The following is a 21102-nucleotide window of genomic DNA, read 5'->3' as shown; positions in this document are numbered from 1 at the left end:
GACACCACAAGTCGCAACACCACACCAACAAGGAGGAAGAGATGAAACAGCAGAACACAGCAGGGCGGCTCCTCGCGGCAGCCGCGGTCGCGACGGCCGTGTCCGTCGTCGCCGGTTGCACACCCGCCCCCGCCGACAACGCCGAAGAGGGCGAGATCGTGTGGGCGATCGGCGGACCTCGCTCGCAGCCGGGAGGTGCGCATTTGAGCATTGCAGAACTGTGGAACGAGGAGAACCCCGACACTCCCGTTCGCGTCGAGGCGCTGCCTGAGGCAGCCGACGGCGCTCGAGAGCAACAAGCCCTTGTACTCCAAGCTGGCGGCTCGGAGTTCGACGTTCTCGGGCTGGATGTCATCTGGACCGGAGAGTACGTCGAGAACGACTGGATCGTGAGTCTCGAAGATGTTCGCGCCGATCTCGAAGGGGTCACGCTCCCCGGGCCGATGGAGTCGTCGTCGTGGGGAGGTGAGCTATGGGCTGCACCGCTGAACACCAATGCGGGCATTCTGTACTACCGAACTGACCTGGTGGACGAAGCGCCCCGCACTTGGACGGAGCTCTGCGCCGCAGCGGAGTCGATCGCTGCCGAGGAAGGGATGGACGGGTTCATCGGGCAGGGTGCCCGATACGAAGGATTCGTCGTGAACTGGTTGGAGCTCTTCTGGAGCGCGGGGGGCGACCTTTACAATTCCGACCAGTCGGAGGTCGTGTTCGATGTCGATCTGGCGACTGAAGTGACTGAGTTCATCGCCGAATCCGTTGACGACGGCTGCTTCGCCCCGGGTTACAACACAGCAATGGAGGAAGAGTCGCGAATCGCGTTCCAGTCGGGCGATGCAGCCTTCATGCGCAACTGGCCGGGACCGTACGCTCTCATCGCTGATGACAGCGAGAGCCCCGCAAACGGTGTCACGGGCGTGGCTCCGCTGCCGTCGTTCACCGGCGAGCCCGGAGTATCGGCGATCGGTGGATTCAACAACGCGGTCAGCGCGTTCTCGGAGCGCCAGGACATCGCCAAAGACTTCGTCGTGTGGGCCGCGACCAGTGTGGAGGTGCAGACGATCCTCGCCGAGGACGCAGTGCTCCCCGTGCACGTGCCTCTCTACGACGAGTTCGCCGACGATCCCGTGATGCAGCAGTTGGGCGAGATCCTGCAGGACGCCAAGCCGCGCCCAGCGGCGCCGCAGTGGGCTGAGATCAGCCTGGAGATGCAGCGCACCCTGTTCGAAGCCGCCAATGGGCAGATGTCTGCGCGCGACGCAGCTGAGCAGATGCGCACGTTCCTCGAGGGCACGCTCAACGGCTGAACCTGAGCAGAGAGACAGATCATGCCGAACGACACGAGCACCATGCACGGTGGCTCCGCACGGCGGAGCCCGGAGGCGAACAGCCGCCTTCGTGCACCGGCCCGATGGCGTGGCATCTCGGAGACAGCGCTCGCGCGACTCTTCCTTGCACCGTCGATCACCGTCATGGTGCTCGTCGTCGTTTTTCCCATTCTGTACGCTCTCGTCACGAGCCTGAATGCCTATACGCGTCGGCAACGTGAGGGCTTCGCGGGCCTGGACAACTACGTCGAGGTGCTCAGTTCCGGCGTCTTCTGGCAGGCGCTGTCGTTCACGGCGGTTTTCACCGTGACGTCCGTCGGTCTCGAGTTCATCATCGGGCTCGGATTCGCGCTGATCATGAATCGAGCACTGCGAGGAAGGGGAATAGTCAGGGCAACGATCCTGATCCCCTGGATCATTCCGACGGTCATGGCCGGTCAGATGTGGGCCTTCATGTTCAACATCACGCCGGGCTCCATCAACGGCTTGCTCGGCCTCGGAGATTTCAACTGGCTCGGGCAGTCTGGTTGGGCCGCAGGCACCGTCATCATCGCAGATGTGTGGAAGACGGCACCATTTGCGGCCCTCCTCTTGCTGGCGGGCCTCCAGACCATTCCCTCCGAGATGTACGAAAGCGCGAAGGTCGACGGAGCAACTTCAATCCAGCGATTCTGGTACATCACACTTCCGCTGCTGCGACCAGCGATTCTCGTGGCGCTGTTGTTCCGCACGGTGGACGCACTGCGCGTGTACGACTTGCCGGAAGTCATGACGGGCGGGGCGTTCGGTACGGAGTCGCTCTCGATGCTCGTGCAACAGTACATCGTCGAAACACCCGACCCTGGTGTCGGTTCAGCGTTGTCGACATTGACCTTCATGCTCGTTCTCGCGATCGGAGTGATCTTCGTGCGCGCGATCGGGAGCCACCTCGTGTTCGGAGAGAGAAGCCGATGACTACCCAGACCGCGCACGCACGTACCGCACGGCAGCGCCCCCCTCGGCGCATCATGGATGCACGGTGGAGCGTCCTTCTCGGAATCGTGTTCGTGTGGTGCCTCGCGCCCTTCTTCTGGCTCGTGATGACGAGCTTCAAACGCGGTGATCGGGCTCTCAACGATCCGGACTTGTTTCAAGGACCATTCGGACTCGACAACTACATCGCGGTGCTGGGGCAGGGCTTCCTACTGAACATGCGCAACTCGCTGGTCGTCGCGACGATGACGACCGTTGTGTGCACCATCATCGGAGCACTGGCCGCATACGCCATCGCGCGACTCCCCCTCAAGCGCAGGGTACTGTGGCTCTCCGGCGTGCTCGCTGCCTCGCTCTTTCCTCCCGTATCGCTCGTGCCGCCGCTCTACGAAGTCTGGCGCTCGATCGGGCTGCTCAATACGTGGGAGGGACTCTACGTTTCCTATGTGTCATTCAGCTTGCCTTTGACGATCTTTATTCTCACGACCTTCTTCGCCGCGATCCCGAGTGAACTGGAGGAAGCCGCGAAGATCGACGGGGCGACACCGCTGCAAGCCTTCCGCAAGGTCATCTTGCCGCTCGCGGGGCCAGGTCTGTTCTCGGCCGCCATCATCACCTTCGTCACATCGTGGAACGAATTTCTGCTGGCCAGTACCTTCGCGCCCAGGAACGCGGAAGTCGCACAGACGGTTCCGGTGGCCATTGCGGCGTTCACGGGTGCCGTGGAGTTTCAGCGCCCGATCGGCACGATCACGGCCGCATCGGTAATGGTCACCATTCCCATGGTGATCTTGGCGCTCGTTCTTCAGAGGAGAATCGTGTCCGGACTGACGGCGGGGGCGGTGAAGGGCTGACATGAGGTTCGTTATCGCTGACCCACCAACACTCGCGAAGAGCATTGCGGATCGTATTCAGGCGCTCTTGGATCGCAAGCGGGACGCAATCCTTGGACTCGCTACCGGGTCGAGTCCACTGGCGTTGTACGACGAGCTCGTGAGGCGAGCGAATGCGGGCGCCATGTCATTCTCCTCGGCAGGTGCCTTCCTGCTCGACGAATACGTGGGACTGCCTGCCGACCATCCGCAGAGATACTGCAACGTTATTGATCGCGAGTTCACGTCGCGCGTCGACTTCACTTCGGGATCCGTCCGCGTGCCCAATCCCGACGTACACGATCTGCAGGCGTCGTGTGCTGAATACGAGACCGACATCACTCGGTCAGGAGGAATCGACTTTCAGATACTCGGGGTCGGAACGGACGGCCACATTGCCTTCAACGCACCAGGCTCCCTTCACGACTCCCGCACTCGTGTCGTGAGGTTGTCGGATCAAACTCGCAGGGATAATGCGAGATTCTTCGACGATGATGTTGCTGCTGTGCCGGAGTGGTGCATCACTCAGGGCATCGGCACGATCCTCGACGCGACCGAACTTGTCGTGATTGCCGAGGGCAATTCGAAGGCTGAGCCATTGCGGCGCCTGGCCAGAGGCGAGGTCGACGTGGACTGGCCCGTCACCGCGCTGAACCTCCATGGCACAGTGACAGTGTTTGCCGATAGCGATGCGGCCCGACTGATCCCGCCTGAACTGCGAACATCGCTATCGATGTCGCGATCAAGGTGAGTGCGTGACGCGCTCCCCTTCAGGAGAGACGTCCTCACCCTTAGCGCAGCCGCCAGGGCGCCACGGCGTGGAGAAGGGGCAGGGCCGAGGCACCGATGAGCACCCAGCCGAGCACCTCGTCGGTCGGGCGCACGATCACCCCGGCGAGCAGCAGCGCGGTGAAGAGGATCGCCGAGGTCGCGCGGCGCACGCTGCCGTCGATGACGCGCAGGCGCTGCTCGACTTCCGGACTGCGCACCGCGAGCTCGCCGCGGTCGAGGCGCGTGGCGAGAGCATCCACTCGCTGGGGGAGGCGCGCGAGCGCCGAGAGGATGCCGACCGCCTCGCGACCGACGCTGCGCGCTGTCGACGTGCCGCCGCCGCGCAGGAGGGTGCGGGCGAAGGGGTCGACGGCGTCCCACATGTTGAAGTCGCGGTTGAGGGCGCTTGTCACACCTGAGATGAGGGAGACGGTGCGGATGAGCAGCAGGAAGCTCTCTGGCAGCTGGAACGGCAGCGTGCGCACGAGCTCGCTGAACTGCAGGGCGAACTGCTGCAGCTCGCGCGGGTCGAGCGCCGTGAGCTCGGCGACGCCCATGCCGCCGAAGCGGTCGAAGAGCGCGGTCACGGCGCGCTCGAGCTCGACAGTGTCGGCCGAGGGCAGCAGCACGCCGAGGCGCTGCGTCGCCACGACCCAGCCGCGGGCATCCCGCGAGGCGACCGCGAAGATGAACTGCTGCAGGCCGTCGCGCAGCTCGTCGGTGATCTCGCCCATCATGCCGAAGTCGATGTAGGTGATCGTGAAGCCGTGCTCGGCGCTCGGCGTCACGAAGATGTTGCCCGGGTGCGGGTCGGCGTGGAAGAAGCCGGCGACGAAGATCTGCTCGAACGTCGCCCGCGCCAGCTCGGCGGCGACCGCATCAGGGTCGAGCCCCGCCGCCTGCAGGGCGCCCACGTCGGTGATCTTGATCGCCGTCACGTCGGCGAGGGTCAGCACGCGGCGTGCACTGCGCTCCCACACGATCACCGGCGCGCCGACGCGTGGGTCGTCGACGAAGATCTCGGCGAACCGCTCGGCGTTGCCCGCCTCGTGCACGTAGTCGATCTCCTCCAGGCTCGTCGTCGCGAACTCTTCGATGAGCGCGGGCGCGTCGGCACGGCGGTTGACGAGCTTCACACGCGAGAGCCAGCGGGCAACACGGCGCAGAGCGGCCAGATCGACCTCGACGATCTGCTCGATGCCGGGCCGCAGAACCTTCACGACGACGTTCTCGAACCCCAGGTCGGCGGCGAGCGTTGGCGTCAGGCGCGCGCGGTGCGCCTGCCCGAGGGAGGCGGCCGCGATCGGCTCGATCTCGAACGTTGCGTAGGCGCGATCGAGCGGGATGCCCAGCTCACGCTCGGCCTGCGCGACGATGCTCGCGAACGACTCGGCGGCCACCTCGTCCTGCAGCCCCTCGAGCTCGCGCGTGATCTCCGGCGGCAGCACGTCGAGTCGCGACGACAGGAACTGCCCGACCTTGATCATGAGCCCGCCCAGGTCGGCGGCGAGCGCGTGGAACCGGCGGGCGAGCTTTTGCAGGCGCCGGATGCGGCCCCGCGCGGCGAACCGCGCGAGCCCGAACCGCGGCAGCACGAGCTCGAACCACCACGCCTGCGCGAGAGCGCGCGCCGCGAAGCGCATGATGCGGCGGTAGCGTGCGCGCGAGGCACGATCGGCCGGCGGCGCCTCGAGCGCGCCGCGGGCAGACGTCACGCGCTCAGCCCTCGGCGAGGATCGCGTAGAGCGCTCGACGCGTCTCGTCGAGAAGCTTCGCCGCGCGCTCCTGCTGCTCCACCGTGCCGCTCTGCGCCACCTGTGACGCGGCCTGCGCGAGCTTCACACCCGACTTCGGCAGGGCGCGCGAGTGCTCGCCGAATCGCGGCATGCGCGACTCCCAGCCGTGGTCGCGACCCGAGTCGTGCATGCTCTCGGAGGCCTCGGCTGCGACCGCGTGCCCGGCCTCGGTGAGCGAGTACACCCGACGCTCGTCGTGCTGCTCGCTGCTCACGAGACCCTCGTCGGTGAGCTGCTGCAGCATCGGGTAGACGGCGCCGGCGCTCGGGGTGCGCGAGCCGGGCATCCGGTCGCCGATCGCCTGCATGACCTGGTGACCGTTCTTCGGGCCGTCGAGCAGGGCGACGAGAACCGCGGAGCGGATGTCGGCGTGCCCCATCATCGCCTCCATGCGGGGGCCGAACTGCTCGCGCAAGCCCTCCATGGCCTCCCAGAGGTCGAAGCGGGGGTTCGTGGCGCTGCGCATGCGGAATCCTTCGTCTGCGGGGAAAGGCCGACGGTCGCGGTCTCGACCACAGTCAACGCCACCACGCTGAGACTCGGCTCGGTGCCGGTCGAGCGCGCGCTGTGCGCGTGTGACCTCCGTCGGGTCAGTCGCGCGACGCCCACGCCTCGGCGGTGAGGCGCAGCGAGGTGAGGCGCTGCTCCAGGCTCATCGCCGCGTGCACGGTGATGAGCTCGTGCGCGCCGCAGTCGGCGGCGAAGGCGGCGAGCTGCTGGGCGACCGCGGTCGGAGAGCCCGAGGCGGTGTAGCGGCCCATCGCGAGAATCTGCCGACCAGCAGGGGTGTCGACGAGCACGTGCGACTCCTCCTCGGTGAACTCGCGCTCCCGCCCGCGGCTCAGGAATCGGCGCACGCGTTCGCGCCGCACAGCCTCCAGTTGGTGCTGGGCCGACTCCTCCGACTCGGCGGCGACGATATTGATGGCGGCGATCGCGTGCGGCTCGGCGAGCTCATCGCTCGGGGTGAAGCGGCTCGTGTAGTGGGCGAGGGCCGCGTGCAGGGCATCCGGGGCGAAGTGCGAGGCGAAGGCGAACGGCAGGCCCAGCTTCGCGGCGAGGTCGGCGCCGAACATGCTCGAGCCGAGGATGTAGCGGGGCACGTGAGTGCCGCGGCCGGGATACGCGTTGACGCCGCTCACCGGCAGCTCGTCGCCGAGGTAGTGGCCGAGCTCGATGACGTCGGCGGGGAACGACTCGGCCGACTCGGGCGTGCGGCGCAGCGCGCGCAGGGTCACCTGGTCGGTGCCGGGCGCGCGGCCGAGACCGAGGTCGATGCGGCCCGGGTGCAGCTCGGCGAGCGTGCCGAACTGCTCGGCGATCACGAGCGGGGAGTGGTTCGGCAGCATGACGCCGCCCGAGCCGAGGCGAATCGTCGACGTGTGCGCGGCGACGTGCGCGATGAGCACGGCCGTCGCGCTCGACGCGATTGCCGCCATGTTGTGGTGCTCGGCGTACCAGACCCGCCGGTAGCCGCTGCGCTCCGCCTCCTGCGCGACCGCGACCGTCTCCGCGAGCGCCTCACTCACGGGCGCGCCCGAGCGCGTCGGGGCGAGGTCGAGGACGGAGAGGGGGAGGGGTGCGGTCACGAGTTCATCGTGGCACGGGCGCGCAGGGCGATTGCCGACAGTCCGGAGTCGCACGAACCGTCGGGCGAGCTCAGCGCCGTGAGAGCAGCGCGCGCACCCCCGCAAACGGTCGCCGATTCGCGAAAGCGAGTACCGCATCCACGTGCTTCCAGCCGACGCGGCCGCCCGACATCTGCGCGAGCCCGCGCACCGGCAGCTCGTCGACGGAGCGCTCGAGCATCGCGATCGTCGCGGGGTCGGCGCGGTCGGCATCGCTCACCGGCATCGCCCGGCGCAGGCCGGCGCGCAGGCCGCGGCCCACGAGGGTCGCGCTCAGGTCGCCGATCGTGGAGTCTCGCGTGAACGGGCGGTCGGCCTTCGGGCTCGGGATGCTGCGCCCCAGCCGATCGGAGAACGCGGCGTCGCTCGCCGCCACCGCCGGGGTGCTCGGCGGCTCGGCCGAGTCGACCGCGTCGCCCTCGAGCCGCACCGTGAGCGTCGCCTCGATGCGCTCCACCGAGCGGCCCACCTCGAGGTCGACCTCCCCGCGGGGCAGGGCCCAGTCGTGCCGGTGCACATCCCAGAACGCGAGATCGTCGGCACGCACCTCGACCTCGAGGCGGCGGCGTTCGCCGGGTGCGAGGGTCACGTGCGCGAAGCCCACGAGCTCGCGCCGCGGGCGCAGCACGACGCCGCTGCGGTCGTGAGCGTATACCTGCACCACGTCGCTGCGCGCGCTGTCGCCCGTGTTCTCGACGTCCACGGCGACCGTGAGGCTGCCGCCCGGTGCGAGCGAGTCGCTCGAGGCGCTCGCCCCCGACCACGCTGTGTTGCCGTAGCCGAGGCCGTGGCCAAAGGGGTACTGCACAGCCACGCCCGCGGACGTCGCGTGACGGTAGCCGACGAAGAGCCCCTCGCGGTACTGCACCTGGTGGGGGCCGCCGGGAAAGTACGGGTCGGCGGCGATGTCTTCGAGGCTCGCGAACCACGTCTCGGTCAGGCGCCCCGCAGGCTCGACCTCGCCGAGCAGCAGGTCTGCGACCGCGCCTCCGGAGGCTTGCCCGCCGAGGTGCGCCACGACGATCGCGTCGACCTCGTCGCGCCACGGCAGCACGGCGGGGGAGCCGAGGCTCAGCACGACGACCGTGCGGCGGGCGACCGCGGCGACCGCGCGCACGAGAGCGTTGTGCTGCTCGGGCAGCTCTAGCGTGTCGCGGTCGAAGCCCTCGCTCTCGGCGGTCGGCGGGAGGCCGACCATGACGACGGCGACTTCCGCGTCGCGCGCCGCCGCGACCGCCTCCGCCACGGGGGCCGCATCGGTTGCCGAGCCCGCGCCGCTGGAGCCGAGGTCGTACCCGCGGGCGTACGTCACCTCGACACCCGCCGCCGCGAGAGCCTCGCGCACGGTCGTGAGACGCGTCGGCGTGACGAGAGAACTGCCGCTGCCCTGGTAGCGCGGCGTCTCGGCGAAAGCGCCGATGAGGGCCATCCGGCTCTCGCGGGCGAGCGGCAGTGCGCCCTCGTTGCGCAGCACCACGGCGCTCGCGGCGGCGGCGCGGCGCGCAAGGGCGTCGTGCGGCTCGAGCAGAGCATCCATCGTCTCGATCGGGGCCGCGGTGCGCGCCCGCTCGGCGCGACGGGCGAGGGCGGCGACGCGGCCGGCGCTGCGCGCGACGTCGACGATGCTCAGCCGGCGCTCGTCGACGGCGGCGTGAACGAGCGGCTCGGTGCCGGCTCCGCCGGGCATCTCGAGATCCATGCCCGCCGCGATGCCCGCGACGCGGTCCGCCTCGGCGCCCCAATCGCTCATGACGAGGCCCTCGAAGCCCCACTCGGAGCGCAGGATCGTCGTGAGCAGCTCGCGCGAATCGGTCGCGTGCTCCCCGTTCACGAGGTTGTAGGCGGCCATCACGGTCGCGGGGGAGGATTGCTTCACGGCGCGCTCGAAGCCGCGCAGGTAGAGCTCGCGCAGGGTGCGCTCGTCGACGATCGCGTCGATCACGAAGCGGCGGTGCTCCTGGTTGTTGACGGCGAAGTGCTTGAGGCAGGCACCGACGCCCGTGCTCTGGATGCCGCGCACCGACGCCGCCGCGAAGGTGCCCGCCAGCAGAGGATCCTCGCTCGAGTACTCGAAGTTGCGCCCGCACAGCGGGTGGCGCTTGAGGTTGAGGCCCGGCCCGAGCACGACGTCGATGCCGAGCGCCCGCGCCTCACGGCCGACCGCGGCGCCCACCTCCTCGAGCAACGCGAGGTTCCAGCTCGCGGCCGTCGTGACAGCGGTGGGGAAGCACGTGCTGGGCGTGCTGCTGGCGAGCCCCAGGTGGTCGCCCCCGTTCTGCTGCGCGCGAATGCCGTGCGGGCCGTCGCTCAGCATCGCTTGCGGGATGCCCCGCTCGGGCAGCGCGCGGGTGCGCCAGAAGTCTGCCCCGCTTAGCAGCGAGACCTGCTCGTCGAGGCTGAGCCCGCTCACGTCGTGGTCGGCGGGTTTCTCGTTCGTCACGGTCGCTCCTCGGGTGTACTGAGCAGGCGCAGCAGCGCCGACAGGTGGGCGGGCATGTCGACGCTGTCGTCGTACAGCCACTGGGTCTGCAGACCGTCGATGGCGGCGAGCACGAGCGCGGCGGCCTGCCCGGGCTCGACATCGGCGCGCACGCTGCCGGAGCGCTGCAGTCGTGCCACGGCGGTGGCGAGCATGCGTCGCAGCCGTGCGTAGCGCTCGGCGAAGAAGTCGTGAGCTGCGTGGCTGTCGTCGACGCCCTCGGTCGCGAGGTGGGCGAAGAGTCGCACGAGCCCTGCGATCTCGGCGTTGCGGCGCACGACCGTGAGCAGGGGCTCGGCGAGCTCGTCGAGGGTCGGGTCGTGGTCGTCGAGGGAGGCGGCGAGCGAGTGCTCGTCGACGCCGCCGCTGTCGAGCTCGTCCCGCCGACGCAACGCTGCGACGAGCAGCTCGTCCTTGGACGCGAAGTAGTGCAGGAGCCCGTTGGGGCTCATCTGCACGGCGTCAGCGATCGCGGCGACCGTGGCCCCGGCGTAGCCCTCGGCCGCGATCACGCGCAGGGCGGCGTCGAGAATATCGCGGCGTCGCTCGATGCCCTTCGCGTATGGGCCGCGGGTGCTCATGGTGGGCGATGCTAGCGCTTGCGCACGAAAACCGCATCCCATACTGTTTTGGCAGCGCGACGGTGCGCGACGAGAGTGAGCGAGACGATGACGTCGACGACGAACGCGGGCCCCGAGTCTGCCGGGCCCGAGCAGGCAGCGCCCGAGGTGACGGACGGCTCGCGGCCGCGCATCCAGGGCCCCCTGCGACGCCTGCTGCTGTGGTTCCTGCCCGGCACGCTCAGCATCTACGTGCTGTGGGGAGCGATCCCCACGATCCTGCTCCCTCTCCAGGTGGAGGAAATCGACCCGGCATTGAAGGTCGCCAACCTCGCCCTCGCGACGACGATCGGGGCCTTCGCCGCGATGGTGGCCCAGCCGATCGCGGGGCGCATCAGCGACCGCACGCGCACGCGCTACGGCCGCCGCGCCCCGTACCTCGTCGGGGGAGCGCTCCTGGGCGGGCTCGCGCTCATCGCCCTCGGATTCTCGAGCTCCCTCATGCTCATCACGCTGTGCTGGGTGCTCGTGCAGATCTCGTTCAACATCGTGCAGGGCCCCTTCACGGCGATCCTGCCCGACCGCGTGCCGGCGGCCGTGCGCGGCACCTTCGCCGCCGTCATCGGCTCGATGACGATGCTCGGCGCCATCGGCGGGGCGATTCTCGCCTCGAGTCTCGCCGAGAGCATCCCCGTGGCCTACCTGCTGCTCGCGGGCTTCGCGATCGTCGTGCTCACGGGCTTCGTCATCGCCAACCCCGATCGCGACAATCGCGGCGAGCCGGCGCAACCCTTCCACGTGCGCAGCTTCCTCTCGACCTTCTGGGTCAACCCGATCGCGCACCCCGACTTCTTCTGGGCGTTCACCGGCAGGCTGCTCTTGTACACGGGGTACTTCTCGGTCTCGGGCTATCTGCTCTACCTGCTGCAGGACTACATCGGGCTCGGCGAGGACGCCGTCGGCCTCGTGCCGCTCGTGACGGCGGCCGGCCTGCCCGCGATCGTGCTGTCGATCGCGATCTCGGGCCCCTGGAGCGACCGAGTCGGGCGTCGCAAACCCTTCGTCGTCGCGTCCTCCCTACTCGTCGGTGCGGCGCTCATCGTCCCCTGGGTGTGGCCCACGCTCGAGGGCATGATCGCGTTCTCAGTTCTCGCCGGGCTCGGTTTCGGCGCCTTCCAGGCAGTCGACACCGCGCTCGTCTCGCAAGTGCTGCCGAGCGAGCATGCCCACGGCAAGGATCTCGGGGTCGTCAACATCGCCGCGACCCTGCCGCAGACGCTCGCGCCGGCCGTCGCCGGCAGTATCGTGCTGCTGTTCGGGTTCGCGGCGCTCTTCCCCTTCGCGATGGTCCTCAGCGTGCTCGGGGCGATCGCGGTGCTGCCGATCCGCTCGGTGCGTTAACGCGCGCCGTCGTCAGAAGTCGAGCTCGAGGCTCGGAGTCCACCCTCCATCGGGTGCGGTCATATCCAGAGCTGCTTCGGACTGCGTGATCATGGCTCGCGAGTGCGGGGTCACGAGCACCTCGAAGCTCTGGCCGTGCGTGTCGTCCACGTGGATGAAATCGCCGCCGCCGCGGACCGCCTCGACGATCTCCTCTGTGAGCGCCGCTACATCGATGTCGTCCCGCAGGGGGATGCGGTGCTCGTTGATCGTCAGTGTCACTGTCGTCATGGATGCCTCCGTCCGCGGGCCACGCTAACCCGTCGGCCTGTCGGAGGACACACCTTGCTTTTTCCGCGGTGAGGGGCTACCCGTCCTCCTGCTCGGGCGGCTCCTCGCTCAGGTGCACCCCTCCCGTGGCGGAGGACAGAATGAGCGACTCCACCCACTCGCGGTTGATGACGGGCGCGCGCGAGCCCGAGTAGCTGATGTGGATCGGCACGCCGTTGTCGATCCACAGTGCGTGGCGTCCACTCCCCGCCGACGACGGGAGCGACCAGGTGAGGAAGAAGTTCTCGCCCCGACGAAGCTTCGTGCTGATAACGATCTGCACGTGCGCGAGTACTCGGTCGTCGAAGGAGAACTCCTCCATCTCGTACCGCAGTGTGCCCATGGTTGGTCCCCCGTCGCCCCCTTGTGCCCGGTCGGTCATGACGAACCGCACGGGTCTCTCCGGCTACCCACGTCGTCTGTGACGACAGCTCAGAGTCTACGCTGGCATGGCCCCCGTTCGGGGGGCAATATTCCCCAGCCCCCTTGACAGCGGGCGTTCAGGATGGTTCACGCAGAGGCGGGCCGGCTACTCCGGATCGCTCGAGTCGACGAGCCCGATCGGCACACCGCGATCGACGAGGATGTCGGCCTTCTGAAGCTGGCCCCGACCGTGGTTGACGCGCAGCCAGCCCGGTTCGCCCGTCGCGAGAATCGCGGCGATCTCCTCCTGCAACTCCGTTGCATGGCGAGCGACGACGTACTCCTTGCCGTCGTAGTGGATCGTCGTGCGCATCAGGAGTCCTCCTCGCTCGGCACGGGCGGTTCGGGAACGATATGGAGCCCCGCGGGCGTGTTGGCCGAGAGCATGAGCTCGTCGACCCACGTGCGGTTGACCGACGGGGGTCTGCTGCCGAAGAACTTGAACGAGATCGGGATCGTCGGATGCACCCAGATGACACTGCGCCCGTTGCCGATTGAGGCGTCGTCCTTCCAGCTGAAGTAGAAGGCCTCGTTGCGCCTCAGCTTCGCGCCGATGACGATCTGCAAATGCGCGAGCGTGCGGTCATCGAAGTCGGCCGACAGCGTCGAGTCGTAGGTGAGTGTGCCCATGGTGCCCCCTGTGCTGGGTTGATCTGTGAGCATGTCTAGCGGCTGGCGGCCCCCACGGCAAGTTTCCGCTCAAGGCCCGCAAGGTCGATCTCGGGCGGCGGCTCGATATGCTCGCGGCAGAGTCGCAGCGGGGCCCGTGCCGTGCATCATGGCGGGCGCTCGAGCGACCCGCGGAAGGAGCATCCATGACCTGGCGCATGCCCCCCGAAACGGCTCCGCACGATCGCATCTGGATGGCCTTCCCTCGTGAGGGTGAGGTCATGGGCGACAGCTCGGCCGCGCGTGAGGCGACCTACGCGGCGTGGACGGCGGTGGCGCACGCGATCCTGCCCTTCGAGCCGGTCACGATGGTCGTCGACCCGAGCGAACGGGAGCGCGCTCGCCGGCTGCTGAGCGCCGACATCGACGTTGTCGAGGCGCCTCTCGACGACTTCTGGATGCGCGACATCGGCCCCACGTTCGTCGTCGACGACGAGACGGGCGAGCTCGGCGGCGTCGACTGGGTCTTCAACGCCTGGGGCGACCAGGGCGGTGCGTTCGCCCGCGACGCGCTGATCGCCGAGTTCGTGCTCGAGCAGGCGGGCGCCACGCGCGTGCCCTCGCTGCTGGTCAACGAGGGCGGCGCGATCCACGTCGACGGCGAGGGCACCGTCATGGTCACCGAGACCGTGCAGCTCGACCCTGGCCGCAATCGCTACGCGACCAAGGAGCGCGTCGAAGCAGAACTGACGCGCACGCTGGGCGTGACGCAGACCCTCTGGCTGCAGCGCGGCCTCACGCGCGACTACGAGCCGCTCGGCACGCGCGGGCACGTCGACATGATCGCGACCTTCGCCTCGCCGGGCGTCGTGCTCGTGCACGAGCAGCCCGCCGAGTCGCACCCCGACCACGCCGTCATGCGCGAGGTGCGCGCGGTGCTGTCGCAAGCGGTGGATGCTCAGGGCCGCAGCCTTGAGCTCATCGACCTGCCCGCGCCCGCGCAACTGACCAACGACGAGGGCTTCGTCGACTGGAACTACGTCAACCACCTGACCGTCAACAGCGGCGTCATCGCGTGCGGCTACGACGACCCGGTGGCGGATGCCCGGGCCCGCGAACTGCTCGGCGCGGCGTACCCCGGCCGCGAGGTCGTGACGGTCGACGCCCGCGAGATTCTCGCGCGGGGCGGCGGCATCCACTGCATCACCCAGCAGCAGCCCTCGGCACCCGCACGATGAGCCGCATGCCGCTCGTCGAGACGAGCATCCCGATCCTCGCCGCGGCGCTCGCCGCCGGCGAGCTGACCGCCGTCGAGCTCGTGCAGGGCTACCTCGACCGCATCGCGGCCTACGACCGCGAGCCTTCCGACGACGGCGCGCGACCTGCCCTGGGCGCCGTCGTGGTCGACAACCCGGCGGCGCTCGACGAGGCGCGCGCGAGCGATGAGCGGCGAGCGCGAGGCGCATCCCTCGGCCCCCTCGACGGCATCCCGTACATCGCGAAAGACAGCTACATGGTGCGCGGCCTCACCGTCGCGAGCGGCTCGCCCGCCTTCGCCGACCTCGTCGCGCAGCACGATGCCTTTACCGTCGAGCGTCTACGGGCGGCGGGTGCCATCTGCTTGGGGCTCACGAACATGCCCCCCATGGCGAACGGCGGCATGCAGCGCGGGCTGTACGGCCGCGCCGAGAGCCCCTACAACCCCGCGTACCTGCCGGCGCCCTTCGGTTCTGGGTCCTCGAACGGCTCGGGGTCCGGGCTCGCGGCGAGCTTCGCGGCGTTCGCGCTCGCCGAAGAGACCTGGTCGAGCGGCCGAGGCCCGGCCTCGAACAACGGCCTGTGCTGCTACACGCCCAGCTGGGGCGTCATCTCCGTGCGCGGCAACTGGCCCCTCGTGCCCACCATGGACGTCGTCGTGCCGTACACCCGCACGATGGACGAGCTGCTGCTCGTGCTCGACGCGATCGTCGCCGACGACGTGAGCAGCAGGGGCGACTTCTGGCGCGTGCAGCCGTGGCTGCCGATCCCCGCGTCGAGTGAGGTGCGGCCGGCCGCGTACCCCGCGCTCGCCGACCCGGATGCCCTGCGCGGGCGTCGGCTGGGCATCCCGCGCCTCTACATCAACGCCGATGAGGCGACCGACGACCCGATTCTCACGCGCCCCAGTGTCGTCGCTCAGTGGCAGAAGGCTCGCGCCGATCTCGAAGCGGCCGGGGCCACGGTCGTCGAGGTCGACCTGCCCGTCGTGACGAACTACGAGTCTCGGGGGCGCGCCGTCGACCGCTCCATGGTCGCGCGCGGCCTCGTGCCCCCGACCTTTGCCGACCACGAGCTCTACGAGCTGTCGATGTGGGGCTGGGAGGAGTTTCTGCAGGCCAACGGCGACCCCGCGCTGCACGATCTCGCCGCGGTGGATCCCGACCTGATCTTCCCGACCCCGCCCGGGTCGCTGCCAGGCCGCTACGACGACCACCTCAGCCGCTTCGCGCCCGAGGACGTGCCGCTCGAGGACTACGTGCACCGGGCCCGGGCCAGCGGCGTGCCGGCGCTCGAGCAGATTCCCGACCTCGCCGACGGCGTGCGCGGGCTCGACGCCACCCGGCGTGAGGACTGGGATGCGTGGCTCGACGCCGAGCGGCTCGACGCCATCGTGTTCCCCGCCGTCGCCGATATCGGACCCGCCGACGCCGACGTGAACCCCCAGAGCGCCGAGCTCGCCTGGCGCAACGGCACGTGGGTCGCGAACGGCAACCTCGTGTGGCGCCACCTCGGCATTCCGACCGTGCAAGTTCCGATGGGCATGCTCGACGACATCGCGATGCCCATCGGGCTAACCTTCGCGGGTCGCGGGTGGGACGACTCCCGGCTGCTCGCGTTCGGCGCGGCGTTCGAGGCCTCGGCCCTGCGGCCGGGGTCGGCGCTCGGCGGCACGCGCGAGCCGCCGCCGGTCACACCCGAGCTCTTCCCCCGCTCGGAGGAGCAGGAGGCGGCCGACACAGTGGAGGCGCAGCACGGCAGACTGGAGCCATGACGACCCCGGTTGCTCCCCTCGCCCTGCCCGAGCTGACGCACGAGAGGGTCGAGTTCGTCACCGGCCCGCGGTCCGGCCTGCCGATCGGCATCGCGCTGCATTCGACGGCTCTCGGCCCGGGACTCGGCGGCTGCCGCTTGTGGCACTACGGCCACTGGGCCGAGGCGCTCGGCGACGTGATGCGTCTCTCGGCCGCGATGACCCTCAAGAACTCTCTCGCCGGGCTCGACTACGGCGGCGGCAAGGCTGTCATCGCGCTGGGGGAGGGCGACGCGGCCGACGCTGACCGACGACGGGATGCCCTGCTCGACCTCGGCGACCTGGTCGAGACGTTCGACGGCACCTACATCACCACCGAAGACGTGGGAGCCACCGAGCACGACATGGTCGTCGTGCGCGAGCGGACGCGGCACGTCGTCGGCCTGCCCGCCACTCTCGGCGGCGCGGGCGAGCCAGCCGAAGGAACGGCCCTCGGCGTGCATGCCTCGCTCGAGGTCGTGCTTGAGCGGCTGTGGGATTCGCCCGCCGTCGCCGGCCGTTCCTTCGTGATCTCTGGTCTCGGGCAGGTCGGGTCGCGCCTGGCACGGCAGCTCGCCGCCGGCGGCGCGACGCTCTTCGTGACCGACCTCGTCGACAAGCGCGCGCTCGCCGCCGAGCTGGGCGCGACGTGGATCGAGCCGGAGGAGGCTCTCACGACGCCCGCCGACATTCTCGTGCCCGCGGGCCTCGGCGGGGTTCTCACGGCGGAGACGATCGACTCGCTGCCGGTGCGGGCCGTGGTCGGGCCGGCCAACAACCCTCTGGCCGAGCGGGAAGGCGCGACGCTGCTGGAGGAGCGGGGCATCCTCTATGCCCCTGACTTCCTCGTCAACGCGGGAGGCGTGATTCACCTCGCGCTCATCGCGGAGGGTGCCACGAGCGCCGCGCTCGATGCTCGGCTGCACGCGATCGGCGACACGCTCGCACGTGTGCTCGATGCGGCCGAATCCGAGGGCATCACACCGCTGGCGGCCGCGGAGGCGATCGCGTTCGACCGGGTCAGCGCCGCGAGTCGCTAGAGAGCCACGCGGGGCGCGCGACCCGGGAGTTCGGCGAGGGCTCTCAGCCGCGCGCCAGCACGGGCGCACCCCACCCGTCGTAGTCGCCATCGTGGTCGCTCACGATCGTGTAGACCTCTTCGGTCATGGCGTCGGCCGTATCCACGTCGACCGCGGCCGTCTTCGTCGCCGTGAGCGTCGCGCGGGTGAGCTTTCGACGCGTCACCTCGGCGTGGTAGCCGTGCGACTCGAGGTCGCGCGCGGCCTCGGCGGCGTCGCGCATACGGCGGAACAGTGCGACGTGTTCGACCTCGCGAGGAGCGTCGACGTCGTCGCGCATCTTCATGCGCTGACAGTACTGCTCGACGTTCGTGCTGAGGTGCTGACGGATATCACCCACGAGGGGCGATAGTAGGACACATTGTCACCGTTCGCATCTCATGAGCATTCCCCGTCTGACACCACGCCACGGTGCACCGCAGTACTCGTCCTGAGAAGTCAACCCCCTGCCCGAGCGTCGCACGCGCGCCTACCGTGGTGGCGACCGCACGTCGACGACCTCGACGCGGCATCCAGACAGCGACAGCATCCAGACAGCGACAGAGACGAGAGACAGGATCACACCATGAGCACTGTTCGAGCAGAGATCGACATCGACCTCCCCATCTCCACCGTCTATAACCAGTGGACGCAGTTCGAGACCTTCCCCCAGTTCATGTCCGGCGTCGACACGGTGCGCCAGGTCGATGACACTCACACCCACTGGGAGGTGTCGATCGCCGGTGTCTCCCGCGAGTTCGACGCCGAGATCGTCGAGCAGACCGCCGACGAGCGCATCGCCTGGAATTCGACGTCCGGGGAGGAGCACGCGGGCGTCGTGACCTTCCACCGTCTGAGCGACGACACGACGAAGGTCACCCTGCAGCTCACGTGGGAGCCGAAGGGTGCCATCGAGCGCATCGGCTCGCTCCTGCAGATCGACGACATCCAGATCGACCGCGACCTGCGCAGCTTCAAAGACCTCATCGAGCACAACGGCTTCGAGAGCGGCGCCTGGCGCGGCGACGTCGACCGCGCCCCCGACGCGACCGGCCGCTGAGTCGACCACTGGCCCGTCGCGGCCTCCCCGGCCCCTCTTCTTCGCGGCATGCACCGAAGATAGGGTGACGAGCGAGGGAGGCCGCGATGACGGACGCCGCTGCAGCGCGAGCGCGAGTACGCGCACGGGCTCTCCGGCGAGTCGAGAATGCGCAGCTCGCCGCCCTCGCCGGCACGGATAGCCGCGCGGCCACCGAGGCTCTTCTCAGCGGGTTGCGCGCGCAGGGATTCGGGCCGAGGGCGCTGGGGCGCTTCGTGTACGACGCGACCTGCCGCAGCATCCTCGAGGCCCGCAAGCGACCTGTCGCGGTCGTCGAGGCGACCGCCATCCACCTCGCGATCGGCGCTCTCGCGCATCCGCACGGCCGCGCCTGGCTCGCTACCAGCTGGCTCATGACGGTGACGCATCTCGGGATGCTCGAGCAGCGCCGCACGCTCGGGCTACCCAATCTGCTCACCGTCGCGAGGGCCGCACTGCCCGCCACCGCGCACCGGCTCGGCGCCGCCGTGCCCGTGCTCGCTCTCGCGACCGACTTCGTCGACGGCAAGCTCGCGCGCCGCACGGGCACCGTCACCCGGTTCGGCACCCAGGGCGACTACCTCGCCGACGCCGCGCTGTGGACGTGGTTCACGCTGCGCTACGAGTCGAGCCGCGCGTGGCAGGTGGCCACCTTCGCCGCTTGGGCGATTCCCGTCGGCGCGCTCACCGTCGCGAGCTTCGCCCGCGGTGGCATGGTCGACTTGCCGCGCTCGCGATGGATCCGCCCGGCCGCCGTCATGGAGGTGCTCATCGGGGCGCGCGTCGTCGTGCGCCTCGTGCAGAGCCGCCGGCGCTGAGTCGCCGCCGAGCGCGAGCTTCTAGGGTGGAGGCATGACCTCCGTCACGATGCTCACGACCGACCGCCACGTCCTCGCCGAGGGGCCCGCCTGGGACACTGCCACGGCGACCGTCAGCTGGATCGACATCGAGGCCGGCCGTGTATTCGTCGGCCGCCTCGACTCCGACGACAGGGTCGAGGTCATTCGCACCCTCGACTTCGACGAGCGCGTCGGCTGCGCCTTCCGGCTCGGCAACGCGCAGTTCCTCGTGGCGCTCGAGCGGCGCCTCGCGCTCGTCGACGCGCTCGGCAACGTCACGACCTCGCGCGAGCTACTGCCCGAGGGCCGCCGCTTCAACGACGGCGTCATCGACCCGGCCGGCCGGCTCATCGTGGGCGGGCTGAGCATGACCGGTGACCACTCGGGCAACGTGCTGCTGCGTCTCGAGCACGACGGCGCCATCACGACCCTCGACGACGACCTGGGCCTCTCGAACGGCCTCGGCTTCTCACCCGACGGCGCCACGCTGTACTCGATCGACAGCACCGCGAACGTCGTCTACGCCCGCTCATACGACTACGAGTCGGGCGAGGCCGGTGCCCGCCGCGAGTTCGCGCGCATCGACGACGCCACACCGGATGGCCTCGCGGTCGACGCGGAGGGCGGCCTGTGGGTGGCGCTGTGGGGCGGGAGCGGCATCCGCCACCTGGATGCTCTGGGCCACCCGCACGGAGACATCGAGCTCGACGTGCCGCACGTCACGAGCCTCGCGTTCGTCGGCAGCTCGCTGAACCGGGCACTCGTGACGACCGCCAGCCGCGACCTGTCGCCGGCCGAGGTCGAGCGGCACCCGGGGGCCGGCATGCTCTTCCTCGTCGACCTGCCCGTCGCCGGCCAGCCGGCGCACCGCTGGCGCCCGGTCGCGCTGCCCCAGTAGGGCTCAGGCGACCGGCTTCGGCGCTCGGGCGCGCGTGAGGTAGCCGCCGACCGCGTAGCGTTGCGCCCGTGAGTACCCTCGACGCAGCCTTCGACGTTCTGCAGTGCCCGAGCTGCGGCGAGCCGCTGAGCCCCGCGGACGGGGGAGCGGAGTGCGGCAATCGGCACCGCTTCGACCGCGCCCGCCAGGGCTACCTGAGCCTGCGCGCCGCGCACAAGGGCAAGGGCGCTCCCGCGACGGGCGACACCCCCGAGATGCTCGAGGCTCGCGAACGCTTCCAGGCCGACGGGTTCCACGACGCGATTGCCGAAGCCGTGCTCGAGGCTGTTCCGGAGGACTCCCGCGGCTGGCTCGCCGACCTCGGAGGCGGCACCGGCTGGTACGCCTCGCAGGTTCTGGATGCCAGCCCCGACCTGCGCGGAATCGTGCTCGACGCCTCCGCGCCCGCGGTGCGCGTCGCCGCGCGCGCCCACGACCGCCTGGCCGCGGTGAGCGCCGACGTGTGGACGGGCATCCCGCTGCGCGACGCGAGCGTCGCCGTCGCGCTGCGCATCTTCTCGCCCGGCTCGGCTGCCGAGGTTCGTCGCATCCTCGCCCCCGGCGGCCGCGCCGTGCTCGTCGTGCCGCACGGCGACCACCAGCGCGAGCTGCAGCACGGCCTCAAGCTGATGCGCGTGCCGGCTGGCAAGGCGGAGGAGGTCGCGGCGAGCATCCCGGATGCCCGGCTCGTCTCCGCGCGGGAGGTACGCAGCCGCGTCGCACTCTCGATCGAGCAGGCACTCGACGCCGTGTTCATGGGGCCCAACGCGTTCCACCAGGACCGCGAGAAGGTGCGCGCCGTGCTCGAGGAGTGGGCCGCGCCCATCAACGTGACGATCGCGGTCACCGTCGTGACGCTCGAGCTCGAGTAGTCCGGCGCGCTGCGGCGCGCGTCTCCGCCCTGCGCCGCCCCACGTGTCGTCGCGCCGCGTTGCGTCGCGCCATGCCGCGGCGCGCCGCCCCGCGTCGCGCCGCCCCGCGCCGCCCCGCGCC

General features: G+C 69.7%; 22 protein-coding genes. 12 read left to right on the top strand and 10 right to left on the bottom strand.

Annotation, left to right across the window (positions count from 1 at the left end; all coding sequences use genetic code 11):
* The first annotated feature begins 41 nt into the window (after nucleotides 1-41).
* The 4 genes from FK219_RS12145 to nagB all read left to right on the top strand — a co-directional run bounded on the left by FK219_RS12145 (nucleotide 42) and on the right by nagB (nucleotide 3923).
* Nucleotides 42-1307 (top strand): ABC transporter substrate-binding protein, encoded by a 1266-nt coding sequence (locus FK219_RS12145; RefSeq protein ID WP_152584185.1) that lies wholly within the window; start codon nucleotides 42-44, stop codon nucleotides 1305-1307.
* Between the two features lie 165 nt (nucleotides 1308-1472).
* Nucleotides 1473-2282 carry a carbohydrate ABC transporter permease gene (locus FK219_RS12140; protein WP_210416822.1) on the top strand — a complete coding sequence of 270 codons (810 nt, stop codon included), beginning with the start codon at nucleotides 1473-1475 and terminating at the stop codon, nucleotides 2280-2282.
* Entirely contained in the window at nucleotides 2279-3154 is an 876-nt protein-coding gene (locus tag FK219_RS12135; protein ID WP_152584184.1) for a carbohydrate ABC transporter permease, read from the top strand. Before FK219_RS12140 ends, FK219_RS12135 begins: the two co-directional genes overlap by 4 nt.
* Before the next feature lies 1 nt (nucleotide 3155).
* Nucleotides 3156-3923, top strand: coding sequence for a glucosamine-6-phosphate deaminase (nagB, locus tag FK219_RS12130; RefSeq protein ID WP_152584183.1), 768 nt, complete (start codon nucleotides 3156-3158; stop codon nucleotides 3921-3923).
* A 40-nt stretch (nucleotides 3924-3963) separates the two neighbouring features.
* Here nagB and FK219_RS12125 read toward each other — a convergent pair whose 3' ends face one another.
* The 5 genes from FK219_RS12125 to FK219_RS12105 all read right to left on the bottom strand — a co-directional run bounded on the left by FK219_RS12125 (nucleotide 3964) and on the right by FK219_RS12105 (nucleotide 10427).
* Nucleotides 3964-5586, bottom strand: coding sequence for an ABC1 kinase family protein (locus FK219_RS12125; protein WP_152584192.1), 1623 nt, complete (start codon nucleotides 5584-5586; stop codon nucleotides 3964-3966).
* Between the two features lie 76 nt (nucleotides 5587-5662).
* Nucleotides 5663-6205 (bottom strand): PadR family transcriptional regulator, encoded by a 543-nt coding sequence (locus FK219_RS12120; RefSeq protein WP_152584182.1) that lies wholly within the window; start codon nucleotides 6203-6205, stop codon nucleotides 5663-5665.
* Nucleotides 6206-6329: 124 nt separating this feature from the next.
* Nucleotides 6330-7328, bottom strand: a complete 999-nt coding sequence (locus tag FK219_RS12115; RefSeq protein ID WP_328821691.1) for an LLM class flavin-dependent oxidoreductase — start codon at nucleotides 7326-7328, stop codon at nucleotides 6330-6332.
* A gap of 70 nt (nucleotides 7329-7398) precedes the next feature.
* Nucleotides 7399-9807 (bottom strand): glycoside hydrolase family 3 C-terminal domain-containing protein, encoded by a 2409-nt coding sequence (locus tag FK219_RS12110; RefSeq protein WP_152584180.1) that lies wholly within the window; start codon nucleotides 9805-9807, stop codon nucleotides 7399-7401.
* Entirely contained in the window at nucleotides 9804-10427 is a 624-nt protein-coding gene (locus tag FK219_RS12105; RefSeq protein ID WP_168212699.1) for a TetR/AcrR family transcriptional regulator, read from the bottom strand. Before FK219_RS12105 ends, FK219_RS12110 begins: the two co-directional genes overlap by 4 nt.
* Before the next feature lie 87 nt (nucleotides 10428-10514).
* On the opposite strand from FK219_RS12105, the gene FK219_RS12100 reads away from it, so the two are divergent.
* Nucleotides 10515-11807, top strand: coding sequence for an MFS transporter (locus FK219_RS12100; RefSeq protein WP_152584179.1), 1293 nt, complete (start codon nucleotides 10515-10517; stop codon nucleotides 11805-11807).
* 12 nt (nucleotides 11808-11819) lie between these two features.
* On the opposite strand, the gene FK219_RS12095 is transcribed toward FK219_RS12100, so the two are convergent.
* From FK219_RS12095 to FK219_RS12080, 4 genes are all read right to left on the bottom strand, one after another.
* On the bottom strand, nucleotides 11820-12077 hold the full coding sequence (locus tag FK219_RS12095) for a hypothetical protein (protein ID WP_152584178.1): 258 nt from the start codon (nucleotides 12075-12077) through the stop codon (nucleotides 11820-11822).
* A 76-nt stretch (nucleotides 12078-12153) separates the two neighbouring features.
* Nucleotides 12154-12459 carry a DUF7882 family protein gene (locus FK219_RS12090; RefSeq protein WP_152584177.1) on the bottom strand — a complete coding sequence of 102 codons (306 nt, stop codon included), beginning with the start codon at nucleotides 12457-12459 and terminating at the stop codon, nucleotides 12154-12156.
* Between the two features lie 186 nt (nucleotides 12460-12645).
* Nucleotides 12646-12852, bottom strand: coding sequence for a hypothetical protein (locus FK219_RS12085; RefSeq protein ID WP_152584176.1), 207 nt, complete (start codon nucleotides 12850-12852; stop codon nucleotides 12646-12648).
* Nucleotides 12852-13169: a DUF7882 family protein gene (locus tag FK219_RS12080; protein WP_152584175.1), complete on the bottom strand. Its 318-nt coding sequence runs from the start codon at nucleotides 13167-13169 to the stop codon at nucleotides 12852-12854. The genes FK219_RS12085 and FK219_RS12080 overlap by 1 nt, the downstream gene beginning before the upstream one ends.
* A 185-nt stretch (nucleotides 13170-13354) precedes the next feature.
* Between FK219_RS12080 and FK219_RS12075 the strand changes: the two genes are divergently transcribed.
* The 3 genes from FK219_RS12075 to FK219_RS12065 are packed head-to-tail and all read left to right on the top strand — an operon-like array spanning nucleotide 13355 to nucleotide 17237.
* Complete coding sequence (locus FK219_RS12075; protein ID WP_152584174.1) at nucleotides 13355-14386, top strand: agmatine deiminase family protein; 1032 nt, start codon at nucleotides 13355-13357, stop codon at nucleotides 14384-14386.
* Nucleotides 14383-16179 carry an amidase gene (locus FK219_RS12070; protein WP_152584173.1) on the top strand — a complete coding sequence of 599 codons (1797 nt, stop codon included), beginning with the start codon at nucleotides 14383-14385 and terminating at the stop codon, nucleotides 16177-16179. The genes FK219_RS12075 and FK219_RS12070 overlap by 4 nt, the downstream gene beginning before the upstream one ends.
* A complete protein-coding gene (locus FK219_RS12065) occupies nucleotides 16176-17237 on the top strand; it encodes a Glu/Leu/Phe/Val family dehydrogenase (protein ID WP_152584172.1) in 1062 nt (353 codons plus the stop codon). The genes FK219_RS12070 and FK219_RS12065 overlap by 4 nt, the downstream gene beginning before the upstream one ends.
* Nucleotides 17238-17280: 43 nt before the next feature.
* Here the strand turns inward: FK219_RS12065 and FK219_RS12060 are convergent, their stop codons facing one another.
* Nucleotides 17281-17616: a ribonuclease E inhibitor RraB gene (locus FK219_RS12060; RefSeq protein WP_152584171.1), complete on the bottom strand. Its 336-nt coding sequence runs from the start codon at nucleotides 17614-17616 to the stop codon at nucleotides 17281-17283.
* A gap of 225 nt (nucleotides 17617-17841) precedes the next feature.
* Here FK219_RS12060 and FK219_RS12055 point away from each other — a divergent pair, with 225 nt between their 5' ends.
* The 4 genes from FK219_RS12055 (at nucleotide 17842) to FK219_RS12040 (ending at nucleotide 20981) form a co-directional block, all read left to right on the top strand.
* Complete coding sequence (locus FK219_RS12055) at nucleotides 17842-18315, top strand: SRPBCC family protein (protein WP_152584170.1); 474 nt, start codon at nucleotides 17842-17844, stop codon at nucleotides 18313-18315.
* 86 nt (nucleotides 18316-18401) lie between these two features.
* Nucleotides 18402-19151 (top strand): CDP-alcohol phosphatidyltransferase family protein, encoded by a 750-nt coding sequence (locus FK219_RS13840; RefSeq protein WP_235923949.1) that lies wholly within the window; start codon nucleotides 18402-18404, stop codon nucleotides 19149-19151.
* A 34-nt stretch (nucleotides 19152-19185) separates the two neighbouring features.
* Nucleotides 19186-20070, top strand: coding sequence for an SMP-30/gluconolactonase/LRE family protein (locus FK219_RS12045; protein ID WP_152584169.1), 885 nt, complete (start codon nucleotides 19186-19188; stop codon nucleotides 20068-20070).
* Between the two features lie 68 nt (nucleotides 20071-20138).
* The gene (locus tag FK219_RS12040) at nucleotides 20139-20981 is read left to right on the top strand and encodes a putative RNA methyltransferase (protein ID WP_152584168.1); all 843 of its coding nucleotides are present in this window, start codon (nucleotides 20139-20141) and stop codon (nucleotides 20979-20981) included.
* Nucleotides 20982-21102: the final 121 nt, after the last annotated feature.

The sequence above is a fragment of the Microcella pacifica genome, from assembly GCF_009371975.2.
GTDB classification, from domain to species: domain Bacteria; phylum Actinomycetota; class Actinomycetes; order Actinomycetales; family Microbacteriaceae; genus Microcella; species Microcella pacifica.
The sequence above is the reverse complement of the archived record's forward strand: the minus strand, read 5'-3'. Positions and strand labels throughout refer to the sequence as shown.